Here is a 21,460-nt window from a genome sequence, read left to right as displayed (position 1 = left end):
ATTCCAACTCTTTAAGGGATATAGATCCACTAGTAAATTTATGTAACTAGATATTAATCTAAATTGTTATTAAGATTTACAATGGAGTCATTAATATCTAATCTTTCTTTTAAGACCCTATATATTCTTACTTACAATACTAATTTACTGATGTTGCTTATTGAAATTAAAGGAGCAGCAACAAGTGCAGCAACTAAAGCACTAGATACATTGACTATTGCAATAAGAAACACTATTAATGCAGGGCTTAAAACAGTTAAAGATGCTATGAAAATTAATCCTAATGATACTCCTATAAGTCCTGAGCAGAGCACTTCTGAAGTTAAAAGTAAATAATCAAAATTAATAAGAAATATATAAAGTCATTTAAGGGAAACTCTTCTCTTGTTCTCTGTAAAACAGGGAAATTATTTGCTTGCGATGGTTTTGATGCTGAATCTAATGCATAAGTTAAAAGGAGGCACGTAAAAAAATGAGAAAAAGAATAAGTGCAATAATAATGACTTTATTTATGGTATTAGTAAGCTGTAATAATGGAGGTCCAGAGCTTAAAAGTGACGAAGTAGCTAAGTCAGATGGAACAGTACTTGATTTAGCGAAAATAAGTAAAAAGATAAAAGATGCTAGTGATTTTGCAACAAGTGTTAAAGAAGTTCATACTTTGGTTAAATCAGTAGATGAGCTTGCTAAAGCTATTAAAAAGAAAATTCAAGCAGATGGTCTTCAAGATGATAATGATAATTTAAATGGAACATTGCTTGCAGGAGCATATCAAATAATGTCTGATGCAGACTCTAAATTGACAGCATTGGAGGGTAACGCTGAAAAATTTGCTGGAATGAAGGATAAAATTACTTCTGCTAAGCAGAAAAATACAGCATTTTTAATAAATTGAAGTCAGAAAATGCTACCCTTGGCGCAGCTTCAGCAGCTGTTTCTAGTGCTAATGCAAAGGAAGCCATAGATAGAAATAATGCTTCTAAAACTAAAGGTGCAAAAGAGCTTGGTGAATTAAATACAACAATAGATGAGTTGTTAAGGACTGCTAATGATGTAGTAACAGCGGCAATTAAAGAACTTACAGCTGCTCCTACTAAGCCAATTGTTCCCGCTAAGTCTTAACTAAAGGATAAGTAATTTAAGTAGTTATTACAAGATAAGTTAATTAAGTAAAAGGTAAGGACTGGTAAAAATAAAGTCAAAAAGAAATAGGAAGCTAGGAGCACTATGCTCTTAGCTTTTGATGTTATTTATATTTATCTCTACTTGATTTATTTACTTTTTTAGCTTTTAGATTGAATGTCGCTGATTTCAAGTCTTAGATTAAAATTGTGTTTTTTCTAATTCAAATATTTTTAAATATAAGGCACTAAGACAAAGTTTGAGAAACTTGTATCTGACATGAAGAGAAAAGGTAATCCTAATGCAAAGGAAGCTAAAGTGGCAGAAAAAACTAGTTAGTGACACTCTTGATAAGAGCATCCAAGGGGTAAGATTGCTAGTGGGCGCATATTTATGCTAATGATCCCATTGGTAATGTTGCTACTGCTGATGGTGCTTGCTGGTAATGATGATAAACTAGTAAAGGGGATTAAGAGTATAGTAGAAGTGGCACTTAAAAAAGTAAGCGCTGATGTTGGTGATGTTAACAAAGTTAAAGATAGTTCTATAGCAAAAACTTCTGATAAAGGTGAAACGGGAAAACTATTTACTAAGGATAACGCTGGGGCTGGGTGCCAATGCAAAGAAATCAGCAACAGATGCAACAAAGGCGGTTGGAAGCAGTAACGGGTGCTGACATACTAAAAGCTATTATTAAAGACAATGTTGGCAGCTAAAGCGGTTAGTGCTAAAGATACGACTATAGCAGGAACTATAGCTTTAAGAACCGATGGCTAAAGATGGTAAATTCGCTAATGATGACAATGCTGCCAATACAAGGGAAGCAATAAAGAACGCAACAGTAAGTGCAGTTACTAAAACATTAGATGCCCTAACTATTGCAATAAGAAACACTATTAATGCAGGGCTTAAACAATTGAAGACTTTATGAAAATTGATCCTGATGATACGCCTGTGAATTCTGATAAGATGACCTCTAAAGCTGAGAACTAATAAAAGATTTTTTTAATTAAAAGGTAAGAAACTGAAAAATAAAGCTATTTTAAGAAAACTTCTTGCTTGTTCTCTGTAAAACATGAGAGTTGTTTTCCTTTTATTGAAAATACTTGACTAGCATTTAGTAGCTTATATTTAGCTAAGGGATAAATAATTATTTATCCCTTAGCTAAATATAGCAAGGTCTGCCTTAAGTAGGAACGTAAGCTTCTTAATTGCAGCTTCTACTGCATCCTCAGCAGCCTTTAACAACTCGCTAACTAATTGGTTGAGGGCCTTAAGTTCATTACCTCCTTTACTGCCATCACCCTTAATTATATCTATAGCTTTTGCTGCATCAACCTGATCTTTTGACTCCTCTAACTTATTTAAAAATTCATTACTTTTAACCTTAGCTTCACCAACCTTTTTCTTAAGTGTATCAGGAATTCCAACTTCTGTTTCTAATGCTATTAATGCAACTTGTACGGTTGATATTACTTGAAATGCTCTCGCAATTAAAGATCCATTATGATTTTTTTCACCAGCACCATCCGCAAGTTGATGAGTTGCATTATCAACTTTTTGGTCAATAGCTTTAGCAAGCTCATCTATTGACTTAACTAAGGTCTCTACTTCTTTAACACTTGTTGCAAAATCACTAGCATCTTTTATCTTTTTACTTATTTTTGCCAAATCAAGTACTGTTCCGTCAGGCTTAGCTGCTTCGTCACTTTTAAGCTCTGGACCTCCATTATTACATGATATTAATACCATAAATAAAGTCATTATTATTGCACTTATTCTTTTTCTCATTTTTTTACGTGCCTCCTTTTAACTTATGCATTAGTTTAAACATCAGAACTATCGTTAGCTAATAGCTCTGATGCCCTACAAAGCACAAGAGAAGCGTTTCCCTTACAATAACTTTTTCCTTTATACTTGCCTTAACTAGTTAGTAGTAGCTTTAGGGGCGCTCTGAGCAGGACTTATAGGAGTATCATTAGCATTAATTTTCATAGCTTCTTTAACTGTTTTAAGGCCTGCGTCAATTGTTTTTCTTATCGCAACAGTTAATGTATCTAATGCCTTAGTTACTGCACTTACCGCTGCTCCTTTAACTGCAGTAGCAACATCAGCATTAGCAGCATCAACAGCATTAGCAAATTTACCACCTTTAGTCATTGCTCTTAAAGTTATAGCTCCTGCTATAGTCCCATCTTTTGCATTAGCCTTGGCAGCCTCAACAACAACATTAGCACCATCTTTCACCACAGCTTGTAATATATCAGCACCAGTTACAGCTCCAACTGCTTTAGATGCATCAGCAGCTGACTTTTTTGCAGCAGCTGCATTAGCACCAGCGTTATCACTAGCAAATAGTTTGCCCGCACCATCAGCAGCAGTTCTTGCGGTAGAACCATCTTCGGCCTTTTTATCATCTCCAGCATCAGCATTTCCTACATCTTTAAGTACTACATCTACAATTGACTTAATTCCTTTTACTAGTTTATCAACATCAATCCCAACAGCACCAGCAGCTGCACCAGCACCACCAGCAGCAACATTACCAATTGGATCATTAACATCTCCAATAGCATCACTAGCAATCTTTGCTCCGTCAATTATCTTATCAAGTGTAGTAGTAACTAAGTTATTTACTGCGGTCTCAGTTGCAGCTGCATTAGGATTTCCTTCTCTCTTCATGTCAGCAACAATTTTTTAAGCTTGTCCTTAGTGCCTTGTATAGTATTTGTACTGTCTTAAATAAGTCCCAACATCAGATTTTTGTCTCTGTACTAAAACCTAATACCTTGGAAACTATATCTCCAAATGATGTAAACACATTTAAGAAGTCATTACCTAAGTCTATTACTGACTTTAAAAATTTACTCTGAGGATCTTCCGCAACCCCACCGCTATTACAGCTTACTAATACCATAAATAAAGTCATCAACACTTAAGCTTTTTATTTCTTGACTTTATTTTTCCTAGCTCTTACAGCTTACTTAATTAACTTATCTTATAATAACTACTTAAGTTATTTATTTCCTAGTTAGTTATTTTGAGAAGGTTTTTCTCCCTTAACAGGAGTTGTAAGCTCTGCAATTGCAGCTTCTACGGCACCATTAGCAGCCTTTAATAACTCATCTATTGCTGTATTTAAAGCAATAAGATCTTTTGCACCTTTCTCTCCACTAGCATCACTTTTAAGTAAGGCTTTTTTTGCATTCTCATCCGAAGCATCTTTTTTACCAAGATCACCACTTGCTCCTTTCACTGTATCTGTAAACTTTTTACTTGCAGTTTTAGCAACAGTAACCTTCCCCTTCAATTCAGTAGAAACTCCATCTTGTTTCTCTAATTTTTCCAATTTAGTGCTTACAGCTGATACTATACTATATGCTCCTGAAATTAAAGAACCATTTTGACCACCATCATCACCAAGAGTACCCGCATTCTCAACTTTCTTTCCAATAGCTTTAGCAAGCTCATCTATTGACTTAACTAAAGTATGAACTTCTTTAACACTTGTTGCAAAATCACTAGCATCTTTTATCTTTTTACTTATTTTCGCTAAATCAAGTACTGTTCCATCTGACTTAGCTACTTCGTCACTTTTAAGCTCTGGACCTCCATTATTACAGCTTACTAATACCATAAATAAAGTCATTATTATTGCACTTATTCTTTTTCTCATTTTTTTTCATGCCCACGTATAAACAAAAAGATAAAAAGCCACAATAACTTTCTGACATTGACATAAAATAAGACTTATTATTAACCGGTTTTTTCTATTTTTGTTTTACTTAAGCAAATTCAACTTACTTTTAAAGTATTTAATTATTTGATTACAATAAAAATATACTCTTAATATCATACTTGCAATTATTTATATTCAATCTTTACTCATATAAACAATTTGATATACAATCAAACACTCCCTAAATAACATCAGAAGCTAAAAGCATTACACTCCTAGCTTCCTATTCCTTTTTGACTTTATTTCTCCCTGATCTTATCTTTTACTCAATTTTTGATTTTATAATAATCATTTAAATTTATTTATACCTATTAAGAACTTAGCAGGAATTTTTGGCTTAGCAGGAGCTGTAAGCTCTTTAATTGCAGCTTTTACTACCTTATTATCAGCCTTTAACAACTCATTTATTGCTGTGTTTAGTGGCAAACAATTTCTTTTGCTTCTTTATCACCAGAAACATAACTTTTATCGATAGCTTTCTTTAAATTAGTATGAGTAGCAACGCTGTTAGCAAGTCCCAAATCATCCTTAGAATTTTTCAACTAGCCTGTATATGCTTTAGACTCACGCACAACGCCCTGAACTTTATCATTTAAATCTTTAAAATTAATAGATTAATAGATTCTTTAATTTTCAACTTTGCTGAGTTTATTTCTATAGTTTCAGCCACACTATATGTCCCTGTTAACAACAGAATATAGTGAGCATTAGCACCAGCATCGGCTTTCAACTCAGCTGAACCTATTTTTTCTCAATACCCTTAGCAAGATCGTCTACTGACTTAACTAGGGTTGCTATTTCTTTAACACCTGTCGCAAAAGCACTAGCATCTCTTATTTTTTGCACTTATTTTTGCTAAATCAAGAATTGTTCTCTCAGACTTCGCCACTTTGAAGATCTGGGCCCGCATTATCACAAGGAATAACATAAGAACATAAAATTTTAAAGCTTAATTAAAAACCCTTAAAAAATAATTAACCAAGCCTTAAAGGCTATTAAAAACCGATCATCTAAAGGTAATCCTAAAATGACTAACACTACTGACAAGTAATATACATTGAATTTAAAATAAAATTAATCCTTGTTCACAAAAATTTTTTCGGTTTATAAAAAATTTGCTTATTATAGACATGATTATAGATATAATTATTGGTATCCCTATAAGGGATATAAGGTTCAACATCCTATTCCCCACCTTAAGCTTTTCTAATAATATTGCATGGCCATTTTTCATTTATTCTCTTAAGATCAAATTGTTATTTTGTATTTATTTAAGTAAATTGCTCTCTAAATTAGATACGTATTTTTGTAAAATCTTCTCTACATTCATGATTTGTTGTTCTAATGAATTCATCTTTTCTCTTAAAACTTCAAAATTATAATTGTCATTATGAAGTAAAATGAAATCTATTGCTGCTTTAATAAATCCCGTATTTAAGAACCCCATCCTTAAATTTTCTGTTTTATATGTTCTATAATTTCGAGTTTTAAGTTAAAATTATTCTTTCAATACTCAATATCTTTATAAATAAGTTTGTTACGATAATATCTGAAAGAAAGGTCAACAACAATGTCTCTATTTATTCCATCTTTAATAAGTTCAGCTAAAACCATTGGCTGTGTAATTACTGGGGTTGCACGTGTCCCTAAAGAATCGTCTTATAAGGGTTTACAGTATTTTAAATATTAAGGGGATTTGCTTTAGTAAAATGCTTCTGGGTTGTGCTTACTTTTTGAAGATATGAAACAGGATTGCTAGTTGCTATTTATAGGGAGATTTGTAAGAAATATCCATTTCTTTGAGTCGTAGATTAATGTGAGCTTTGAGTTTATGAAGTGCATGATTATGTTTAGAGCTTGTATAGTTAGAGAAGAATTCTTCTATTATGGGGGTAATAATATTTTTTGCGCCAAGATCTAGGGTTTTTATAGCAGTTTAAATTGTTTTTATTAAGCCTAACAATATCAAATGAATGTATGTCCTTTAATTTTTTCTATGTTTTGAGGTATAGCTTCATTGGCCAATGCTATGTGCTTTTTCTTAGAGTAAATTATTTTACTGTAAAATAGTACGGCATTATCTATAAGTTTTTCATTTCATTAAGAATTAAGGCATAAATATTTTGCAAATCTTTAATTCTGATGTTTAAACTAATGCATAAGTTAAAAGGAGGCACGTAAAAAAATGAGAAAAAGAATAAGTGCAATAATAATGACTTTATTTATGGTATTAATATCATGTAATAATGGAGGGCCAGAGCTTAAAAGTGACGAAGCAGCTAAGCCTGACGGAACAGTACTTGATTTGGCAAAAATAAGTAAAAAGATAAAAGATGCTAGTGATTTTGCAACAAGTGTTAAAGAAGTAGAGACCTTAGTTAAGTCAATAGATGAGCTTGCTAAAGCTATTGGAAAGAAAATTAAAAGTGATGGAGGGTTGGATACTGAAGCTAGTAAGAATGGGTCATTACTTGCAGGGGTACATAGTATAATATCAGCTGTAAAAACCAAATTGGAAGCATTGGGAACAACAGATGGGGTTTCTAGTGATTTAAAAACAAAAATTACGGATGTTAAGACTAAAAGTCAAACATTTTTAGGTAAATTAAAGGATAATCATGCTGATCTTGGTAAAAATGATGCTTCTGATGATGACACAAAAAAAGCTATAAAGAAAGATAATAGTGATAAAACTAAAGGGGCTTCTGAGCTTGAAGCACTCAACACAGCAATAGATGGGTTGTTAAAGGCTGCTAATGGTGAAGTAGAAGCTGCAATTGCAGAGCTTACAACTCCTGTTAAGGGAGAAAAACCTTCTCAAAATAACTAACTAGGAAATAAATAAGTTAAGTAGTTATTGTAAGATAAGTTAATTAAGTAAGCTGTAAGAGCTGGTAAAAATAAAGTCAAAAAGGAATAGGAAGCTAGGAGCGTAATGCTTTTAGCTTCTAATGTTATTTAGGGAATGTTTATTTGTATATCAAATTGTTTATATGAGTAAAGATTGAATATAAATAATTGTAAGTATGATATTAAGAGCATGTTTTTATTGTAAGTTAAGTTACTTTAAAAAGATTCAGGACACTGTAACATCTACTAAGGAATCCCTTCAAAAGGGTATCAGACATAAAGAGTGAAGGCAATTCTAATGCAGCTGGAACAGAGACCGCTGTTAACAAACTAGTTGCTGGAACACTTGATAAAATAATAGAAGGAGCAAAGACCGCAAATGAGGCTATTGGTATTGCAGGTGATGACTTACTTGGTAATGTTGCCGATCAAGCAACAGCTGGTACTGCTGCTGAAGAAGCTTTGGTTAAGTTCCTTAGCGAAGGAATTGGAAAGATTGTCAATGTAGCACTTAAAGATATAGGAAATGCTGATTCTGGTACCGATAAAAAGCTGGAAATGGGGATGGTGGCGCAAAAGGTAATAATAATGGCGCAGCAAAGGCTGTTGGAACAGTAACTGGAGCTGATATTCTGCAAGCTATGATCAAGGATAATGGTGATGCTGTTAAATTTACCAAGAACAATAATGCGGCTTTTAACGCTACTGGTAAACCTAAAGATGCAACTATAACAGGAGGTATCAGCATTAAGGGCTATGACTAAAGGCAGTAAGTGCAGTAATTAAAGCATTAGATACACTAACTATTGTAATAAGGAAAACTATTGGGAATGCTTTTGAACTTACAGCAGTAAAATCTGATGATAAGAGAAGCAAAGTAGAAAAACACTTTGAGAGTATAGGAAATGGACTTAAAGCAACTAAGAATAAGTTAAACGATCTATCAAGTAAAATATCTTAAGCAAAGAATGCTGATAAAAGCAGCATTGAAGCTGTTAAGGATACAATTAAAGGAACGGGTGATGTTTTTAAACAACTAATTGGTTCTCTAACTAAACTAGCTGGTGTAACTAAAGAAAATGTTGATATTGGTACTAATAAAAATGCGAAGGCTATTGGTGCTGATAAGGCTAGTATTGCAACTATAATTGCAGAAGTCAATAGTTATGATGCAGCAGAGAAATCTGGCATAGAAATCAAGTCTGGGGATGCCGGTGCTAAAGTAGAAATGCTAATGACCCTAAAGCTTTAGCTGGTAATAATGGCGGCAATGCAAATGATGCTACAAAGCTAGCTAATAAAGTATCAAAAGCGATCCATGGACAATGACAAATAAGAAAAAAATGCCAAAACTACTACTGGGATCTTAACAATGACAATGCTGCATGAGAACTAGCTACTGGTGGTGGTGATGGAATTACTTCAAAAACTAATGCAGATCTAGCAGCAGCAGTAGCTCCTAAGGCAATGACTAAGACTGGCAAGTTTAGTGCTAATGCTGCTGATGTTTCTGGAATAGCAGCTAGTGCAGCGAATAAGGTCTTGGGAATATTGGACATAATAATTAGGAAAACAGTAGCGAGCAATCTAGAAAAAGTAAGAGAAACTATTAAGGAAATAAAAACTCTGAGACTACTGGAACTGATGCTACTGAAGCTGAGACTGCCCAACCAACTGCTAATAAATCAGGAAGATAAGTACTAAAAATATAAAGTCATAGCATCGCTACCTACAAGCTCCACTTGCTGCTTCTTTAGCTCTTGCTGCAATCTTGTCTAAGACTTCTGTAATAAACTTATCTACAACTGTTTTCACTTTTACGTAATTACCATCCTTAGTAACTTCTGTCTGCAACTTATCTTTAAGTTATGTCATTGTGCTTTCAACTGCAGTAAAATACTTCCCTATATCGCTCTTTTTAGTATCAGCCTTAATACCAACCGCATCTGACATCATGCCTCCAAATGATACAAAAGCATCTAAAACCCTTTACCTAAATTAGCTATAGATGTCAAATACACAAGTTTAGGATCCTCTACTACCTGACCGCTACTACAGCTTGCTAATACCAAAAATAAAGTCATTATTACACTTATTCTTTTTCTCATTTGTTCCTTTTACAAGGCTCTACTGCACTCTCAGTAGTATTAAAACTTAGTTATCTCCATCATACATACATTTGGATGTCGTAGTTAATGATGAAACCTCACTAAACATCGCAAAAATAGCCGCACCACTTAACACAAAAGTTCACGGAATTGAAGTTGGTAAGGCTAACTTAACAGAAATGGCTAACTTTTTACGGAATGAAGCATTAATAGCAAAAAATTTTAGGGAAAAGAATCAAATGAAAGCAATATTACATATCCCTCAAAAATAAAAGCCCTATTAACAACGCTCTCTAGCATCATAAAATTGCTTAAAATCAGAAATCTTTTCTTTAAAGTCCATTTATATTCTTATATGCCTACCATACTTCTGCAATATTATTTAAACTAGTTTTACTTATTATTATATTACTTGTATTTGTTACTTCACTTTTTATTATACTGCTCATATTTTGCATTTCATTTCTTATTATATGACTTGCATTATGCATTTTTTAACACTCCTATAATGTATTACTCAAAACAAATAGTATCAAAAATTAGTTCTAGTTAAATTTTTAACAAAATGTTTTTAATCAAAAAGAATTTTACTAAATATTGCATTATTAAACTTGAAAATAAAAAATTTAGAGCTTAATTAAAAACTCTTAAAAGAATACTTAATTAAGCTCTAAAGGCTTATGAATGTGATCATAAACAAGGTAGTACTAAAATGAGAGTACTACTAATATACAATATACACCAAATCTAAAACAAAATCAATCCTTATTCATTATAACTCTTTCAGTTTATAAAAAATTCACTTATTACAGACATAATAATAGATATAATTATTGGTATTCCTATTAATAAAATAAGGTTTAACCCCCTATTCCCCATCTTAAGATTTTCTAATAATATTGCATGATTACTCTTTAACTCTCTTCTTAAGATTGCGCTATCTCTTTTCATTTATTCTCGAAAAGATCACATTGTTATTTTGTATTTCCTTAAGTAAATCTTTATCTACATGATCAATCTTAGCATTAAGTTCATTGCTTACATTTTCTATCTTGATATTAAGTTCATTTTTTATAGTTTCTATTCTAATATCTAAATTAGATATATCTCGTTTCAATTCTACTTTAATAAATGCACTATCTTTGATTAAGTTTTATTCCACATTAATCACTTGTTGTTCTAATGAATTCATCTTTTCTCTTAAGACTTCAAAATTAGAATTGTCATTATAAAGTAAAATAAAATCCACTGCTTCTTCAGCAAACCCCTTATTTTAAGAATTCCATTTTAAATCTTCTGTTCTATATGTTTTATATGCTAAATTATTCATAAACATTCCTTACGCTTAGCCTTTTAAACTTTTAAATTTTTTCATAAATTCTTCGAGTAAATCTTTTTTATCTCTAAATAATTCATCCATTAAGAAACTTGTGAATTTTGCATTTTTCTTATAAAAATTATAACTATCGTGACTTTTAAGTTGAAAACGCAAAGGTTTTATTGGATTTTGTCTTGATTTCCTTATTGTTTTATTTCTTTCATTTCCTATCAAAACCAATGAATTATGAATGCCGTGTTCTATGATATAATCCTCTTGAAGGATACCATCTTGTAATGCACTGGCTAACTTCAAGTAGGCATATGCCTGTGTTTTAGCTACTTTATATTCTTTAACAAAACTTTCAAAGCTATTGTAATTATCCAATTTATAATATTCATTATCTTTTATTTCTTTTAAAATTTTAATAGCCTCCACTTTATAATGAATTTCTCTCTTAAAGCTCTCTTTCAACCTATCTTTCAAAGAATTATAATAACTTATTACATTCTCCTGTTCTTCTTCATTTGCTAAAACTCTATTATTTATCTTTATATTCATATATAATACTCACACACCGTTCGGATTCTGAACAATATGCACTTACTCCTTTATGCATATATAATTAGGCCCTATTAAATTTCATTTTTAAATCCAGTCCTTTCTAAAAGAAGCTCCAATACACCTTGATATTCTTTTATATAATCTTTCTTTAAATCAAAGATATTATTTTCTGCTATTTTTCTGTTTAAATCTTCTCTTTCAGATACAATACCTAAAAAATTGTTCTTTGACTGTAAATTTTCTAATAAAAACTTATGTGAATTATTTTTTTTAAATTTCGTAATAAAAATAAAAGTTGGGATTTTTAATTTTAGTTCTCTTATATAAAATTCTAATATCTGTAGACTTTCAACAGCCCATTTCTCAGCTGTCATTGGAATTAGTACATAATCACTAACAACTAAAGCATTGACTAAAGTAAAATCTAAACTCGGATTAGTATCTAATACTATGAAATCATACCTCACTTTCAAAAAAGTTAGAGCTTCATTTAATTTCAATTCCTTGAAACTAATAGCTTCTTTGTTAAATAAGTGTAGACTTAGATAACTAGGTATTAAATCTAAATTTTTATCTATTGTTACAATGGCTTTATTAATACTTACGGTCCCTTTAAGAACTCTATATATATTTTTGGAAACTATGTTAAAATTATTTTGCTCAAAAATTCCATAGAAATAACTAGTAGTAGAAGCCTGCGTATCCATATCAATTAAAAGCACTTTATGTTTTTGAGCTAGTAGTGTTGCAAATATGATTGAGCTTGTACTTTTTCCAACACCTCCTTTAATCGATGCAATTGTTATTATTTTAGGTTTTTTTCTATCCATCTATTTATAAGACCCCCATCTGGCAATTTTTTACCATAAAATTCATATACTTGTGCTTCTAAGCTTAAAAATGTTTTCGTTAAAGAATCGTAATACTTTTTATGAGACTTTTCTTTTTTAAGCAAATAGGCAATTCCTACAAGATAGCAAAACACACTACCCTTCTTGAACCTAAATTCTATGTAGTAAACCTTTGAAAAGGTAGATGCTTTCATAACCCCGTTCTCCTCATATCTTGTTACAACATTCTTGATTGGTTTCCTATATCCATAAAAAACACCTAAAAATTTATCATTTCCTTTTAAAGAAAATAAATGAAAAGACTCTATTTTCTCTTGATTAAATAACCCTCTAAATGAAATAAAAAATTTGTTCTTTTGATTTTTATTAATCCCAAATATATACAAATCATTCATTATCTTTGTATGATATAAAGTTCTGTCATTTTTACTTTCTATCTTTATGAAAATAGGCTTATTCCTTTTTCCTCTAATTTCTAATCCCTTTTCTTTAAGACGTTCTAACACACTTTCCATAATTAATCCTTAATTAACAATTTTTTCAAATTCTCTTGGCTTGAAATGATCTTTGTTGTCTTTCACTAATTCCAAAAACTCGTAGTAATAATAGTTATCAAATACCTTGTTATATTCTAATTTGTCCTGTCTACCCAAATAACCTTTCAGCATTGGCACTAAGACCGATGTGTCCACTTTATGACTTAACTGATCAAGAAGTATGCTAAATACGTTACTCCCAATTTCTTTCTCATCTTCTTTTGTGGTTGCTTTAATATGTTCAACTGATTTTTTAAGCTTCCCTATTATTTTTTTTAAGTCATTGTACTTATTGTTCTCTATGATAAAGTGTGGTTTATCTTTATATAGCTCATATACCTTTTGTATTTGGACTTCCAACTGTTTACTATTATAGCCTTCATTTTCTAAGCTAATCTTTGTTTTATCCAATATCTTGCTTAATTTTTGTTGCTTACTTCTAAGTTTGCTTCTTCTTGATTTGATACCGTTGAGTTTCTTGTATATACTCTTTTCAAGAAAGTTTTCAGTTCTTTTAAGAACTTTAAATACTTCAATCATAGTATCTTTTTCTATTTGTAGATCTAAAATAGAGTAAAATGTATTTGATTTGAAGTTACATTTTTTAGCATATTTTTTTGCTTGTAGTCTTTCTATTGGTTTTTCATTTCTATCTTCTTTTTTATTATATTTATTATTATAACACTCCCATTTTTCTACATTCCTATTTTTAATACAGGTCTTTTCAAGATATGCATTAAAACGTTTTTTGTGTCTTTCCTCTTTTTTCTCTCTAAAGAGTTTATTGATTATACTGTAACATTCTTTCTTGGAGTATTTAAGTTTGTAATGAATTTCAGTTCCCATGTTAACACCCAAATGTCTATGATAATTAATTGTTACTTTAAGTTCTTTGTCTAATTTATAAAGATAGCTTTGAAGTGTTTTAAGAGTAGTTTCTTTGTGACCATTGCGTCTTAAATTTCCATTAAAGTAATAAAGTATGTTGCTTTGAGTGTATTTTTTAAACTTTAAGTTCATGTAGTTTAGTGTAGATATTAAAACGATTAATTTGTGTTGGTGTTTGTTGGTAGGTTTTTTTGTACCCTTCATGTTTAATCCCCTTGTTTATGAGTTATTGTCATTTATAATAACTCAATTGTGACTAAAAAGTAAACCCATTTTAATAAAAAAATGTTTGAAGGATTTGAGTCATTTGCATTTTAAAGTCAAGGTCAGGTTAAGAACGAGCTAAAGAGCAGAAACTGTAGTAAATAAACTAGTTGCTGAAACACTTGATAGGATCATTGACGGAGCAAAGACTGCAAGTGAGGCTATTGGAGATGCTAGTGACCCAATTGGTAATGTTGCTTAACGCTGCTGGGGGGTTGAGGCTACTGCTGGCGATGTTACAAACCTAATAAAGGGAATTAAGACAATAGTAGATGTGGTACTTAAAGAAGGAAATTTTACCATTGGTGTTGCTCCCAAAGATGCAGTTGTAACAGGAGCCATAGCGTTAAGAGCTATGGGGCTCAGGGTGGTAGTTCGCTAATGCTAATACTGAATCTAATGGTGTTGTGCTTGCAGTTAAAGGAGTGCAGTAACTAAGACGTTAGATACCCTACTATTGCGATAAATAAAGCAATTGACGGGGGTCTTAAAACAGTTAAAGAAGCAATGAAAATTAATGCGAATGATATTTCTATAAGTCTTGAACAGAGCCTCTTAAATCTACTGTTAGTAACTGATAATTAATAATAAATAAATACTAAAATGTAAAGTCATTTAAGGGAAACGCTTCTCTTGTTCTTTGTAGGGCATCAGAGCTATTAGCTAACGATAGTTCTGATGATAATGCTAATGCATAAGTTAAAAGGAGGCACGTAAAAAAATGAGAAAAAGAATAAGTGCAATAATAATGACTTTATTTATGGTATTAGTAAGCTGTAATAGCGGTGGGGTTGCAGAGGATCCTAAACATGTGTATTTAGCATCTATAGCTAATTTAGGGAAAGGATTTTTAGATGTTTTTGTGACTTTTGGTGATATGGTTACTGGAGCTTTTGGTATTAAGGCTGATACTAAGAAAAGTGATATAGGAAAGTATTTTACTGATATTGAGAGTACTATGACAACAGTTAAAAAGAAGTTGCAAGATGAAGTTGCAAAGAATGGGAATTACGTAAAAGTTAAAACAGTTGTTGACAAGTTTATCACTGACACATTAGATAAGATTGCATCAGGAGCAAAAGAAGCAGCTAAAGGTGCTACAACTGATGTTGTTATTGGTAATGCTAAACAAAATGAGGATGCTGTAGCAGCAGAAGCAGCAAGCGTAAACTCACTTGTTAAAGGAATTAAAGAAATAGTTGGTGTAGTGTTAAAAGAAAATGAAGGGGATGCAGGCACTACTAAGACCAAAGATGAACAGCAAAAATCAATTGGTAAGTTGCTTGGTGGTAAAGATAATGGTGGAGCAGAAGCACAAGCAGCAGCAGCAAGTGCATCAATAGGAGCAGTAAGTGGTGCTGATATTCTTCAAGCTATTGCTAAGTCTGCAGAGGCTATTGGTGAGCCCACTATTCAGGCAGCAAAGAATGCGGCAGAGATTGCTGTTGCTAAAAAAGAAGACAATAAGGATCTTGGGGTTTCAGCACAAAAGGATGCAGTAATAGCAGCTGGTATAGCATTAAGGGCAATGGCAAAGGATGGTAAATTCGCTGCTAAAACTGGTGAAGAAAAATCTGCACATGCAGTAAATGGAGCAGCAGCAAGTGCAGTAGGCAAGACATTAAGTACTCTAATAATAGCAATAAGGAATACAGTTGATAGTGGATTAAAAACAATAAATGAAGCACTAGCAGCTGTTAAACAAGAAGATAAATCAGTAAAAGCAACTAATACTGCAGAAGTAACAACTGATGGGCAGTAAATAAAGAACTAGTTAAGGGTAAATATAAAGGAAGTTATTGTAAGATAAGTTAATTAAGTAAGCTGTAAGAGCTGGTAAAAATAAAGTCAAAAAGGAATATGAAGCTAGGAGCGTAATGCTTTTAGCTTCTAATGTTATTTAGGGAATGTTTATTTGTATATCAAATTGTTTATATGAGTAAAGATTGAATATAAATAATTGTAAGTATGATATTAAGAGTATGTTTTTATTGTAATCAAATAATTAATACTTTAAAAGTAAGTTGAATTTGTGTAAGTAAACCAAAAGTATAAAAACCCGTATAATAATGAGTTATGTTATATGTCAATACCAAAAAGTCATTGTGGGTTTTTATTTTTTTATGATATAGGGAAGGCACGTAAAAAAATGAGAAAAAGAATAAGAGCAATAATAATGACTTTATTTATGGTATTAGTAAGCTGTAATAGCGGTGGGGTTGCGGAAGATCCTCAGAGTAAATTTTTAAAGTCAGTAATAGACTTAGGTAATGATTTTAAATGTGTTCACATCATTTGGAGATATAGTTGTCAAGGTATTAGGTTTTAGTACAGAGACAAAAAAGTCTGATGTTGGAGTTTACTTCAAGACAACAAGATACCGTTCAAGTTACTCAGATGGCCCTTAAACAAATGGATGATAAGTATGCTGCCAATGCTGTTGTTGTTACTGCATTTAAGGGAGCAGCGGCAAATGCAGTGACTAAAGCAACTAGCTACATTAGCTATTGCTAATCCAGAAAAACAATTGACTTAGGCTTAAAACAGTTAAAGAAGCTATGAAGATTAATGCTAATGATACGTCTATAAGTCCTGTTCAGAGCACCTCTAAAGCTACTATTAGCAATTAGTTAAATAAATACTAGATACTAAAATATGAAGTCATTTTAAGGAAAACACTTCTTTTGTCCTTGTATAAGGAAGGGAAGTGGGCTCTCCTTTTATTTTAAAAAACTTGCAATAAGATAGCTTAAAGACAACAAATGCTACTTTTAGTGGCTCTATTTTAGCTATAATAAGTTCGAAAATAAAAAACCCTATCATCTTTATGACAGATACTAAAGGAGGCAAAGGTTATTGATGTTAAGCTAAAAATCAAGCGTTATCGACTAAATTGAAATCCGATGCTGAACTATCCAGAACACTTTATTAAGCTCGATTTGAGTTAATTGATAGACTTTATCACTTAATTTAAGAAGAGCCTTGCGAATACCATCCAACATATAATCCAAAATTAAATCATACTTACTAACCTGAATTTGAATATACTTTATGTTGAAGATAATGTATTTGGACAGGGTAGTTTTGCTAAGATATTCCTTACATTTAAAATAAATATGCAGTGTTATTGCAGCGTATTTGCTCTTGGCTTTGGGTATACGTTTTCTTAAAGCACATTTTACTAAGATAAAGTTTTTATGGCATGTAAAATATTATATTACAATTACATAAGGGGGGTTTTTTATGGGATATGCACAACCAGTAATTACATAGCAAATAGTTTTAAGTGAGCTTGCTAAAGGTTAAAAGAGCCAATGAGCTTAGAATTCAAAATTAATACAAAAGATTTATACAGGTGTTCGGTATTTTTTAGAAATTAAATCAAAAATGTAGCAGAAGCTCTTAGCTTCTGTTTTTATTTTTAACTTTTTTTATTTGATTTATAAATTTACTTAGTAAAATAATTTTATATAGCTTTTAATTGGCATAGATTAAAATAATTGCAATTTTATAAAATTATTTTTGCCATTTAAATTAAATGGTATATATTTATAAATAATTATTTTAATCCAATATTGAGACTCAATAATTGAGTAATTTAATATCCCAGGAGGCAAATATGAAGAAAAGTATTTTAACAGTATGTATGTTCATATTATTGTGTTTGTTATCATGTGATATAAATGCCCTTAATGATTTGCTAGGTGAAGCAAGGGAAAAATTTTTAGATGGAAACAAAAATAATAAAGATTTACACTATATACAAGGAAATCAAGATATTCAAGAAGAACAGGAAGAGATTGTCAATGGTCTTGAAGAGCGTGAGAGAATACAACAAGACATTGAAGTAGAACCTGTAGTGCCTGTTAATAAGATGACTTCAGTATTCCAATATTCTCAAGCAAAAATAGAGATAAAAGAAGAGGATTTAATTCCAAATACTAAAGAAGAAAAGGAAGCAGAAGCAGAAATTGAAAAGGTAAAAAGTGTTCTTGAGAAATCTGGATTCCAGCAATTAATTGAGAACGCACATAAACTTAAAAGTGAGTATGAACAATTAGAATCCGATTTACATGGTACATTTGCAGAACTCCAAACGAAACTCCAAGAGCAAATAGATTTGAAAAAAGTGAATCTTCGTAATAATTCCAATAGAACAAAGATACAGCGTTTAAAGAAATTACAAAATCAGTTAAAGATAAGTTTTGATCTTGAAAGACTTATAAGTCAAGTTGATAGTGGACTTAGTGGGTTAGAATCCGCAAGATTCTTCTTTGAGAAAGCACAAAAAAGTTTAAAAGAAGCTATTACCGAAAGATTAGAAAATGAGTTACGCAAAAATCGCTTTTTAAGAAGAGTAAACGGTAATTTGCCAAAACAATTATCCAGAGAAGCACGACGATATGCAGAAAATTCTTTAGAGCAGTTAGAATCTTCTTCTTTAGAGCTAAATGAGGCAATGGCGAAAAAGGAAGAGATAAAAAAACTTATTGAAGGAGCTAAATCTTATTTAGCAAGTCTTGTAAGATAAGGATGGCAAAGGTTTAAAATATGATTATGTATTTATTTTTTATGATATCTTAAGCGTAAGGATTATTGTTTTAAGTTGTTTTTGAAATCTTTTAAAGATTTTTATTATTATTGAGCAATAAACAGATTTTAAAGATACATGAAGATTGAATACTGAGAGTTAAAAAAAGAGAGATTTGTTAACTCAGGAATGTAAGGTTTATACAATAATTAAATGAGTATATATAAAAGTAAAGATAGTCTATAAATAAGCCTATCTTTACTTTTAATTTAAAGTACTTAATTGTTAAAGACAAATTTATCTAGCACTAGTAGTACCGTCAAGTAATCTTAGTACTTTCTTCAACTCATATTTAGTCTGTGGAGGTACTCTTTTGGGTGATTCTATTTCTTCGTATGCTTGATAATTAGTTTTATGACTTACTTGTACCTTTTCAAGCAAAGAGCTTACTTCTGCTTTAAGTTTTTCTAATTTTGTCTTTGAATCTAGATCGCTTTGGAAGTTACCAGGGTATTCAGGAATATTAGTAAGAGCTATAGCGTCATTTATACTTTCTTCAATTGCATTTAAAAGTTTTGTGAGATCTTCTGTTAACTTGTTTTTATTAAACTTAGATAATTTTGCTTGATACTCTTGTTTTTCCTTGTGTGTAAGTCTTATCTCATAATTAGGGTCTAATTTTATTGTAAGGAATTCAATTGTTCCCCAATCATATCTTATTTGTCTAGCTATTTCAAGTGCTTTCTTCACGCTATTTTTGGTTTTTCTTGAACGTGATTTGTATTCCCTGTCTAATCTTGCCTCTTCTTTATCGTCTTTGTCTTCATATTCTCCGTAGTTGTCATCGTCCTCTTCATCATCATCTTCCTGATCATAGTTGTTGTAATTGTAATCGTCTTCATTTTCCTCATAGTAATCTTGACTAAAACTGTTTTGTCCACTTAGGCTATATGCAGAGTCATAAGAGAAGTCAAAGCTATTTGAATCGATGATTTTATTGCCTTGAAGATAATTGCTACTTGAAGTGCTTTTAAAACTGCCTGGGTGTGCATTGTAATTAATGCCAACAGGGGATATTCTATTAAGATTTGGAAAATTTGTTTCCCCTTCTGTGCTTTGAAGAGTACTTTTTTTAGTAAAGCCACTTATTCTTTGTGGTAACTGATCTTTTTTTGTATGTCTTTTTTTCTTGACTTTTTAGGAATACTATTTTGATTAGCATTATCATAAGGATTAACAGTCTCTTTGCTAGTATCTAATACAGAATAAATTTTGCCGAGTAAATTAACGGATTTATCTTTAAGTTCACCATTAAGTAGTAAGTCACAACTAATAAAACTTAAAAGCAAACTTAAGCTAAATACTTTGTCTTGTCATATATTTATCATATTTCCTTTTAATTTAGATTGATGCATTAAATATAAATCGGTTATCAAAGAATTCTAGAAAGAGTTAAAAATAAAATGTTTTAAGTAAGTTACTAGCTTCTTTTTATAAAGATAATAATTATTTTACTATTAAATAGTACAGAGTTGTTTATAAATTCCTTCCTTTCATTAATAATCAAACTAAATATAAGTATAATGATGATGATAGTTGTTCTAATGATAGGATGTGGACAACAGGCAGTAGAAGCAGGGAAGGGTGGCGCAGCAGGAGGAGAGAAACAAGGGGCTGGAAGTTTAAGTGAAGTACTAATGGAAGTGGGAAAAAGTGCTGAGAATGCTTTTTATTCATTTATGGCTTTAGTCTCAGATACATTAGGCTTAAGAGTAACTAAAGATACAAAGAAGAATGAAGTGGGAGGTTATTTTAACAGCCTAGGTGGTAAGCTTGGAAAAGCATCAGATGAATTAGAAGAAGTAGCAAAAAAGTCAGAAGTAGAAGGGGCTAAAGATGGACCAATAGCCGTAGCAATTAGAGCAGCAGTTGATACAGCTAAGACTACTTTAAATACATTAAAAACCCATTTAGAATTCTTAAAAGTAATAGGTGATGCTAACCAAAAGGTAGGGGAAGCAGCAAGTAATGCTGCAGGAACAGCAGTAGATGATATTGAATTAAAGAAAGCTTTTAATTCATTGAAAGGAATAGTAGATACAGCTACTACAGAAGGTGTTGCAAAGCTAAAAGTGGGAAATACAGCAGTGAAAGTAGGTAATGGAACAGATAATAAGGATGGAGCTAAGATATTAGGTACAGATTTAGCAGCAACAGCAGGGGATGCAGGTAAAGCAGCAGCAATATTATCAACAGTAAGTGGGGAGGAAGTGCTAGCGTCAATAGTTGCATCAAAAGAAAGTGATGCAGCACTATCAGCTAATGCAACTTCAGATACAAGTGCCATTTCCTTTGCTAAAGGAGGTAATGCAGCTCACCTAGCAGGTGCAGATGCAACAAAGGCAGCAGCAGTAGTAGGGGGAATAGCATTACGTTCCTTAGTTAAAGATGGTAAACTAGCAGCAGCTGCAGCCGATGCACAAGGAGGACAAGGAGAAGTGCAAGCAGTAGGAGTAGCTGCAGTAAATAAATTATTAGTAGCAGTAGAAGATATAATTAAAAAGACAGTAAAGAATGTTCTTGAGAAAGCAAAAGAAAAAATAGATGAAGCAAGAGCTTCAAAACGAACAGTTCAGCAATAAGATAGATAGTTAGATTAATTACTTAAAAGTAAGATTAGAAGGCAATC

At 31.6% G+C, this 21,460-nt stretch carries 27 protein-coding genes and 11 pseudogenes; 15 read left to right on the top strand and 23 right to left on the bottom strand.

What is annotated here, in order from left to right; all coding sequences use genetic code 11:
• Positions 1–165 precede the first annotated feature (165 nt).
• The 4 genes and pseudogenes from bhYOR_RS07355 to bhYOR_RS07340 form a co-directional block, all read left to right on the top strand.
• Positions 166–336: pseudogene (locus bhYOR_RS07355) on the top strand (variable large family protein); the annotation flags it as partial.
• Positions 337–472: 136 nt separating this feature from the next.
• Positions 473–1,122: pseudogene (locus bhYOR_RS07350) on the top strand (Vsp/OspC family lipoprotein).
• A gap of 429 nt (positions 1,123–1,551) precedes the next feature.
• On the top strand, positions 1,552–1,788 hold the full coding sequence (locus bhYOR_RS07345; RefSeq protein ID WP_247088603.1) for a variable large family protein: 237 nt from the start codon (positions 1,552–1,554) through the stop codon (positions 1,786–1,788).
• A 103-nt stretch (positions 1,789–1,891) separates the two neighbouring features.
• Positions 1,892–2,053, top strand: a complete 162-nt coding sequence (locus bhYOR_RS07340) for a variable large family protein (RefSeq protein WP_206740962.1) — start codon at positions 1,892–1,894, stop codon at positions 2,051–2,053.
• 230 nt (positions 2,054–2,283) lie between these two features.
• On the opposite strand, the gene bhYOR_RS07335 is transcribed toward bhYOR_RS07340, so the two are convergent.
• From bhYOR_RS07335 to bdr (bhYOR_RS07300), 10 genes and pseudogenes are all read right to left on the bottom strand, one after another.
• Positions 2,284–2,865: a Vsp/OspC family lipoprotein gene (locus bhYOR_RS07335; protein WP_407933139.1), complete on the bottom strand. Its 582-nt coding sequence runs from the start codon at positions 2,863–2,865 to the stop codon at positions 2,284–2,286.
• Positions 2,845–2,913 (bottom strand): annotated as a pseudogene (locus bhYOR_RS08485) (Vsp/OspC family lipoprotein); the annotation flags it as partial. The gene bhYOR_RS07335 and the pseudogene bhYOR_RS08485, both read right to left, overlap by 21 nt.
• 135 nt (positions 2,914–3,048) lie before the next feature.
• Positions 3,049–4,051, bottom strand: a pseudogene (locus tag bhYOR_RS07330) (variable large family protein).
• Positions 4,052–4,153: 102 nt separating this feature from the next.
• Positions 4,154–4,798 (bottom strand): Vsp/OspC family lipoprotein, encoded by a 645-nt coding sequence (locus bhYOR_RS07325; protein ID WP_247088599.1) that lies wholly within the window; start codon positions 4,796–4,798, stop codon positions 4,154–4,156.
• Positions 4,799–5,149: 351 nt separating this feature from the next.
• Positions 5,150–5,287, bottom strand: a complete 138-nt coding sequence (locus tag bhYOR_RS07320) for a hypothetical protein (RefSeq protein WP_155265630.1) — start codon at positions 5,285–5,287, stop codon at positions 5,150–5,152.
• On the bottom strand, positions 5,278–5,403 hold the full coding sequence (locus tag bhYOR_RS08260) for a hypothetical protein (RefSeq protein ID WP_276325109.1): 126 nt from the start codon (positions 5,401–5,403) through the stop codon (positions 5,278–5,280). Before bhYOR_RS08260 ends, bhYOR_RS07320 begins: the two co-directional genes overlap by 10 nt.
• A gap of 50 nt (positions 5,404–5,453) precedes the next feature.
• Entirely contained in the window at positions 5,454–5,591 is a 138-nt protein-coding gene (locus bhYOR_RS07315) for a hypothetical protein (RefSeq protein WP_155265631.1), read from the bottom strand.
• Positions 5,592–5,602: 11 nt separating this feature from the next.
• The gene (locus tag bhYOR_RS07310) at positions 5,603–5,707 is read right to left on the bottom strand and encodes a Vsp/OspC family lipoprotein (RefSeq protein ID WP_247088597.1); all 105 of its coding nucleotides are present in this window, start codon (positions 5,705–5,707) and stop codon (positions 5,603–5,605) included.
• 421 nt (positions 5,708–6,128) lie between these two features.
• Positions 6,129–6,326, bottom strand: a pseudogene (bdr, locus tag bhYOR_RS07305) (Bdr family repetitive protein); the annotation flags it as partial.
• Positions 6,327–6,370: 44 nt separating this feature from the next.
• Positions 6,371–6,475 (bottom strand): annotated as a pseudogene (gene bdr / locus bhYOR_RS07300) (Bdr family repetitive protein); the annotation flags it as partial.
• Between the two features lie 571 nt (positions 6,476–7,046).
• On the opposite strand from bdr (bhYOR_RS07300), the gene bhYOR_RS07295 reads away from it, so the two are divergent.
• From bhYOR_RS07295 to bhYOR_RS08480, 3 genes and pseudogenes are all read left to right on the top strand, one after another.
• Positions 7,047–7,691 carry a Vsp/OspC family lipoprotein gene (locus tag bhYOR_RS07295; RefSeq protein WP_247088595.1) on the top strand — a complete coding sequence of 215 codons (645 nt, stop codon included), beginning with the start codon at positions 7,047–7,049 and terminating at the stop codon, positions 7,689–7,691.
• A gap of 229 nt (positions 7,692–7,920) precedes the next feature.
• Positions 7,921–8,537 (top strand): annotated as a pseudogene (locus tag bhYOR_RS07290) (variable large family protein); the annotation flags it as partial.
• Positions 8,538–8,558: 21 nt separating this feature from the next.
• Positions 8,559–8,768, top strand: a pseudogene (locus tag bhYOR_RS08480) (variable large family protein); the annotation flags it as partial.
• Here bhYOR_RS08480 and bhYOR_RS07285 read toward each other — a convergent pair.
• Complete coding sequence (locus bhYOR_RS07285; RefSeq protein ID WP_155265629.1) at positions 8,669–8,872, bottom strand: hypothetical protein; 204 nt, start codon at positions 8,870–8,872, stop codon at positions 8,669–8,671. The pseudogene bhYOR_RS08480 and the gene bhYOR_RS07285 overlap by 100 nt on opposite strands.
• A 194-nt stretch (positions 8,873–9,066) precedes the next feature.
• Entirely contained in the window at positions 9,067–9,270 is a 204-nt protein-coding gene (locus bhYOR_RS08420; protein ID WP_206741062.1) for a hypothetical protein, read from the bottom strand.
• Between bhYOR_RS08420 and bhYOR_RS07280 the strand changes: the two genes are divergently transcribed.
• Entirely contained in the window at positions 9,179–9,415 is a 237-nt protein-coding gene (locus tag bhYOR_RS07280) for a variable large family protein (protein ID WP_025400448.1), read from the top strand. The genes bhYOR_RS08420 and bhYOR_RS07280 overlap by 92 nt on opposite strands.
• 30 nt (positions 9,416–9,445) lie before the next feature.
• On the opposite strand, the pseudogene bhYOR_RS07275 reads toward bhYOR_RS07280, so the two are convergent.
• Positions 9,446–9,819: pseudogene (locus bhYOR_RS07275) on the bottom strand (variable large family protein); the annotation flags it as partial.
• Positions 9,820–9,890: 71 nt separating this feature from the next.
• Between bhYOR_RS07275 and bhYOR_RS07270 the strand changes: the two are divergent.
• Positions 9,891–10,091: a hypothetical protein gene (locus bhYOR_RS07270; RefSeq protein WP_025400449.1), complete on the top strand. Its 201-nt coding sequence runs from the start codon at positions 9,891–9,893 to the stop codon at positions 10,089–10,091.
• Between the two features lie 87 nt (positions 10,092–10,178).
• Here the strand turns inward: bhYOR_RS07270 and bhYOR_RS08245 are convergent, their stop codons facing one another.
• From bhYOR_RS08245 to bhYOR_RS07235, 8 genes are all read right to left on the bottom strand, one after another.
• Entirely contained in the window at positions 10,179–10,310 is a 132-nt protein-coding gene (locus tag bhYOR_RS08245; RefSeq protein WP_281506160.1) for a hypothetical protein, read from the bottom strand.
• A 292-nt stretch (positions 10,311–10,602) separates the two neighbouring features.
• Positions 10,603–10,770, bottom strand: a complete 168-nt coding sequence (locus bhYOR_RS07265) for a hypothetical protein (protein WP_157255302.1) — start codon at positions 10,768–10,770, stop codon at positions 10,603–10,605.
• Entirely contained in the window at positions 10,757–10,936 is a 180-nt protein-coding gene (locus tag bhYOR_RS07260) for a hypothetical protein (RefSeq protein WP_025400450.1), read from the bottom strand. The genes bhYOR_RS07265 and bhYOR_RS07260 overlap by 14 nt, the downstream gene beginning before the upstream one ends.
• A 36-nt stretch (positions 10,937–10,972) precedes the next feature.
• On the bottom strand, positions 10,973–11,068 hold the full coding sequence (locus bhYOR_RS07255) for a hypothetical protein (protein ID WP_247088593.1): 96 nt from the start codon (positions 11,066–11,068) through the stop codon (positions 10,973–10,975).
• 96 nt (positions 11,069–11,164) lie between these two features.
• Entirely contained in the window at positions 11,165–11,698 is a 534-nt protein-coding gene (locus tag bhYOR_RS07250) for a chromosome replication/partitioning protein (RefSeq protein ID WP_247088591.1), read from the bottom strand.
• A gap of 74 nt (positions 11,699–11,772) precedes the next feature.
• A complete protein-coding gene (locus bhYOR_RS07245; protein ID WP_025400452.1) occupies positions 11,773–12,531 on the bottom strand; it encodes a ParA family protein in 759 nt (252 codons plus the stop codon).
• Positions 12,507–13,067 carry a DUF226 domain-containing protein gene (locus bhYOR_RS07240; protein WP_025400453.1) on the bottom strand — a complete coding sequence of 187 codons (561 nt, stop codon included), beginning with the start codon at positions 13,065–13,067 and terminating at the stop codon, positions 12,507–12,509. The genes bhYOR_RS07245 and bhYOR_RS07240 overlap by 25 nt, the downstream gene beginning before the upstream one ends.
• A 9-nt stretch (positions 13,068–13,076) precedes the next feature.
• Entirely contained in the window at positions 13,077–14,180 is a 1,104-nt protein-coding gene (locus bhYOR_RS07235) for a plasmid maintenance protein (RefSeq protein ID WP_025400454.1), read from the bottom strand.
• A gap of 148 nt (positions 14,181–14,328) precedes the next feature.
• Between bhYOR_RS07235 and bhYOR_RS07230 the strand changes: the two are divergent.
• From bhYOR_RS07230 to bhYOR_RS07210, 5 genes and pseudogenes are all read left to right on the top strand, one after another.
• Positions 14,329–14,825: pseudogene (locus bhYOR_RS07230) on the top strand (variable large family protein); the annotation flags it as partial.
• Positions 14,826–14,961: 136 nt separating this feature from the next.
• Positions 14,962–16,002, top strand: a complete 1,041-nt coding sequence (locus tag bhYOR_RS07225) for a variable large family protein (protein WP_247088589.1) — start codon at positions 14,962–14,964, stop codon at positions 16,000–16,002.
• 387 nt (positions 16,003–16,389) lie between these two features.
• A pseudogene (locus bhYOR_RS07220) lies at positions 16,390–16,606 on the top strand (variable large family protein); the annotation flags it as partial.
• Entirely contained in the window at positions 16,590–16,754 is a 165-nt protein-coding gene (locus bhYOR_RS08415) for a hypothetical protein (RefSeq protein ID WP_407933142.1), read from the top strand. The pseudogene bhYOR_RS07220 and the gene bhYOR_RS08415, both read left to right, overlap by 17 nt.
• A gap of 1,105 nt (positions 16,755–17,859) precedes the next feature.
• Positions 17,860–18,771: a P12 family lipoprotein gene (locus bhYOR_RS07210; protein WP_025434415.1), complete on the top strand. Its 912-nt coding sequence runs from the start codon at positions 17,860–17,862 to the stop codon at positions 18,769–18,771.
• 297 nt (positions 18,772–19,068) lie between these two features.
• Here the strand turns inward: bhYOR_RS07210 and bhYOR_RS07205 are convergent, their stop codons facing one another.
• Together bhYOR_RS07205 and bhYOR_RS07200 are read right to left on the bottom strand one after the other, a co-directional pair.
• Positions 19,069–19,521 carry a hypothetical protein gene (locus bhYOR_RS07205; RefSeq protein ID WP_025434299.1) on the bottom strand — a complete coding sequence of 151 codons (453 nt, stop codon included), beginning with the start codon at positions 19,519–19,521 and terminating at the stop codon, positions 19,069–19,071.
• 395 nt (positions 19,522–19,916) lie between these two features.
• Positions 19,917–20,120: a hypothetical protein gene (locus bhYOR_RS07200; RefSeq protein ID WP_025400426.1), complete on the bottom strand. Its 204-nt coding sequence runs from the start codon at positions 20,118–20,120 to the stop codon at positions 19,917–19,919.
• Positions 20,121–20,354: 234 nt separating this feature from the next.
• On the opposite strand from bhYOR_RS07200, the gene bhYOR_RS07195 reads away from it, so the two are divergent.
• A complete protein-coding gene (locus bhYOR_RS07195) occupies positions 20,355–21,413 on the top strand; it encodes a variable large family protein (RefSeq protein WP_407933137.1) in 1,059 nt (352 codons plus the stop codon).
• Positions 21,414–21,460: the final 47 nt, after the last annotated feature.

The sequence above is a fragment of the Borrelia nietonii YOR genome, from assembly GCF_023035795.1.
Lineage (GTDB): Bacteria > Spirochaetota > Spirochaetia > Borreliales > Borreliaceae > Borrelia > Borrelia hermsii.
Note: the sequence above shows the minus strand (reverse complement) of the source record. Positions and strands in the feature narration are given on the sequence as shown.

Bases quoted from the DNA above. Each gene is read 5' to 3' on its own strand.
- bhYOR_RS08420 (WP_206741062.1), bottom strand. From the start codon at position 9,270: ATGTCCAATATTCCCAAGACCTTATTCGCTGCACTAGCTGCTATTCCA.
- bhYOR_RS07280 (WP_025400448.1), top strand. From the start codon at position 9,179: ATGACTAAGACTGGCAAGTTTAGTGCTAATGCTGCTGATGTTTCTGGA.
- bhYOR_RS07250 (WP_247088591.1), bottom strand. From the start codon at position 11,698: ATGAATATAAAGATAAATAATAGAGTTTTAGCAAATGAAGAAGAACAG.
- bhYOR_RS07235 (WP_025400454.1), bottom strand. From the start codon at position 14,180: ATGAAGGGTACAAAAAAACCTACCAACAAACACCAACACAAATTAATC.
- bhYOR_RS07240 (WP_025400453.1), bottom strand. From the start codon at position 13,067: ATGGAAAGTGTGTTAGAACGTCTTAAAGAAAAGGGATTAGAAATTAGA.
- bhYOR_RS07245 (WP_025400452.1), bottom strand. From the start codon at position 12,531: ATGGATAGAAAAAAACCTAAAATAATAACAATTGCATCGATTAAAGGA.
- bhYOR_RS07345 (WP_247088603.1), top strand. From the start codon at position 1,552: ATGGTGCTTGCTGGTAATGATGATAAACTAGTAAAGGGGATTAAGAGT.
- bhYOR_RS08415 (WP_407933142.1), top strand. From the start codon at position 16,590: ATGTTGGAGTTTACTTCAAGACAACAAGATACCGTTCAAGTTACTCAG.
- bhYOR_RS07295 (WP_247088595.1), top strand. From the start codon at position 7,047: ATGAGAAAAAGAATAAGTGCAATAATAATGACTTTATTTATGGTATTA.
- bhYOR_RS07195 (WP_407933137.1), top strand. From the start codon at position 20,355: ATGATGATGATAGTTGTTCTAATGATAGGATGTGGACAACAGGCAGTA.
- bhYOR_RS07325 (WP_247088599.1), bottom strand. From the start codon at position 4,798: ATGAGAAAAAGAATAAGTGCAATAATAATGACTTTATTTATGGTATTA.
- bhYOR_RS07340 (WP_206740962.1), top strand. From the start codon at position 1,892: ATGGCTAAAGATGGTAAATTCGCTAATGATGACAATGCTGCCAATACA.
- bhYOR_RS07265 (WP_157255302.1), bottom strand. From the start codon at position 10,770: ATGAAAAGAGATAGCGCAATCTTAAGAAGAGAGTTAAAGAGTAATCAT.
- bhYOR_RS08245 (WP_281506160.1), bottom strand. From the start codon at position 10,310: ATGCATAATGCAAGTCATATAATAAGAAATGAAATGCAAAATATGAGC.
- bhYOR_RS07210 (WP_025434415.1), top strand. From the start codon at position 17,860: ATGAAGAAAAGTATTTTAACAGTATGTATGTTCATATTATTGTGTTTG.
- bhYOR_RS07225 (WP_247088589.1), top strand. From the start codon at position 14,962: ATGAGAAAAAGAATAAGTGCAATAATAATGACTTTATTTATGGTATTA.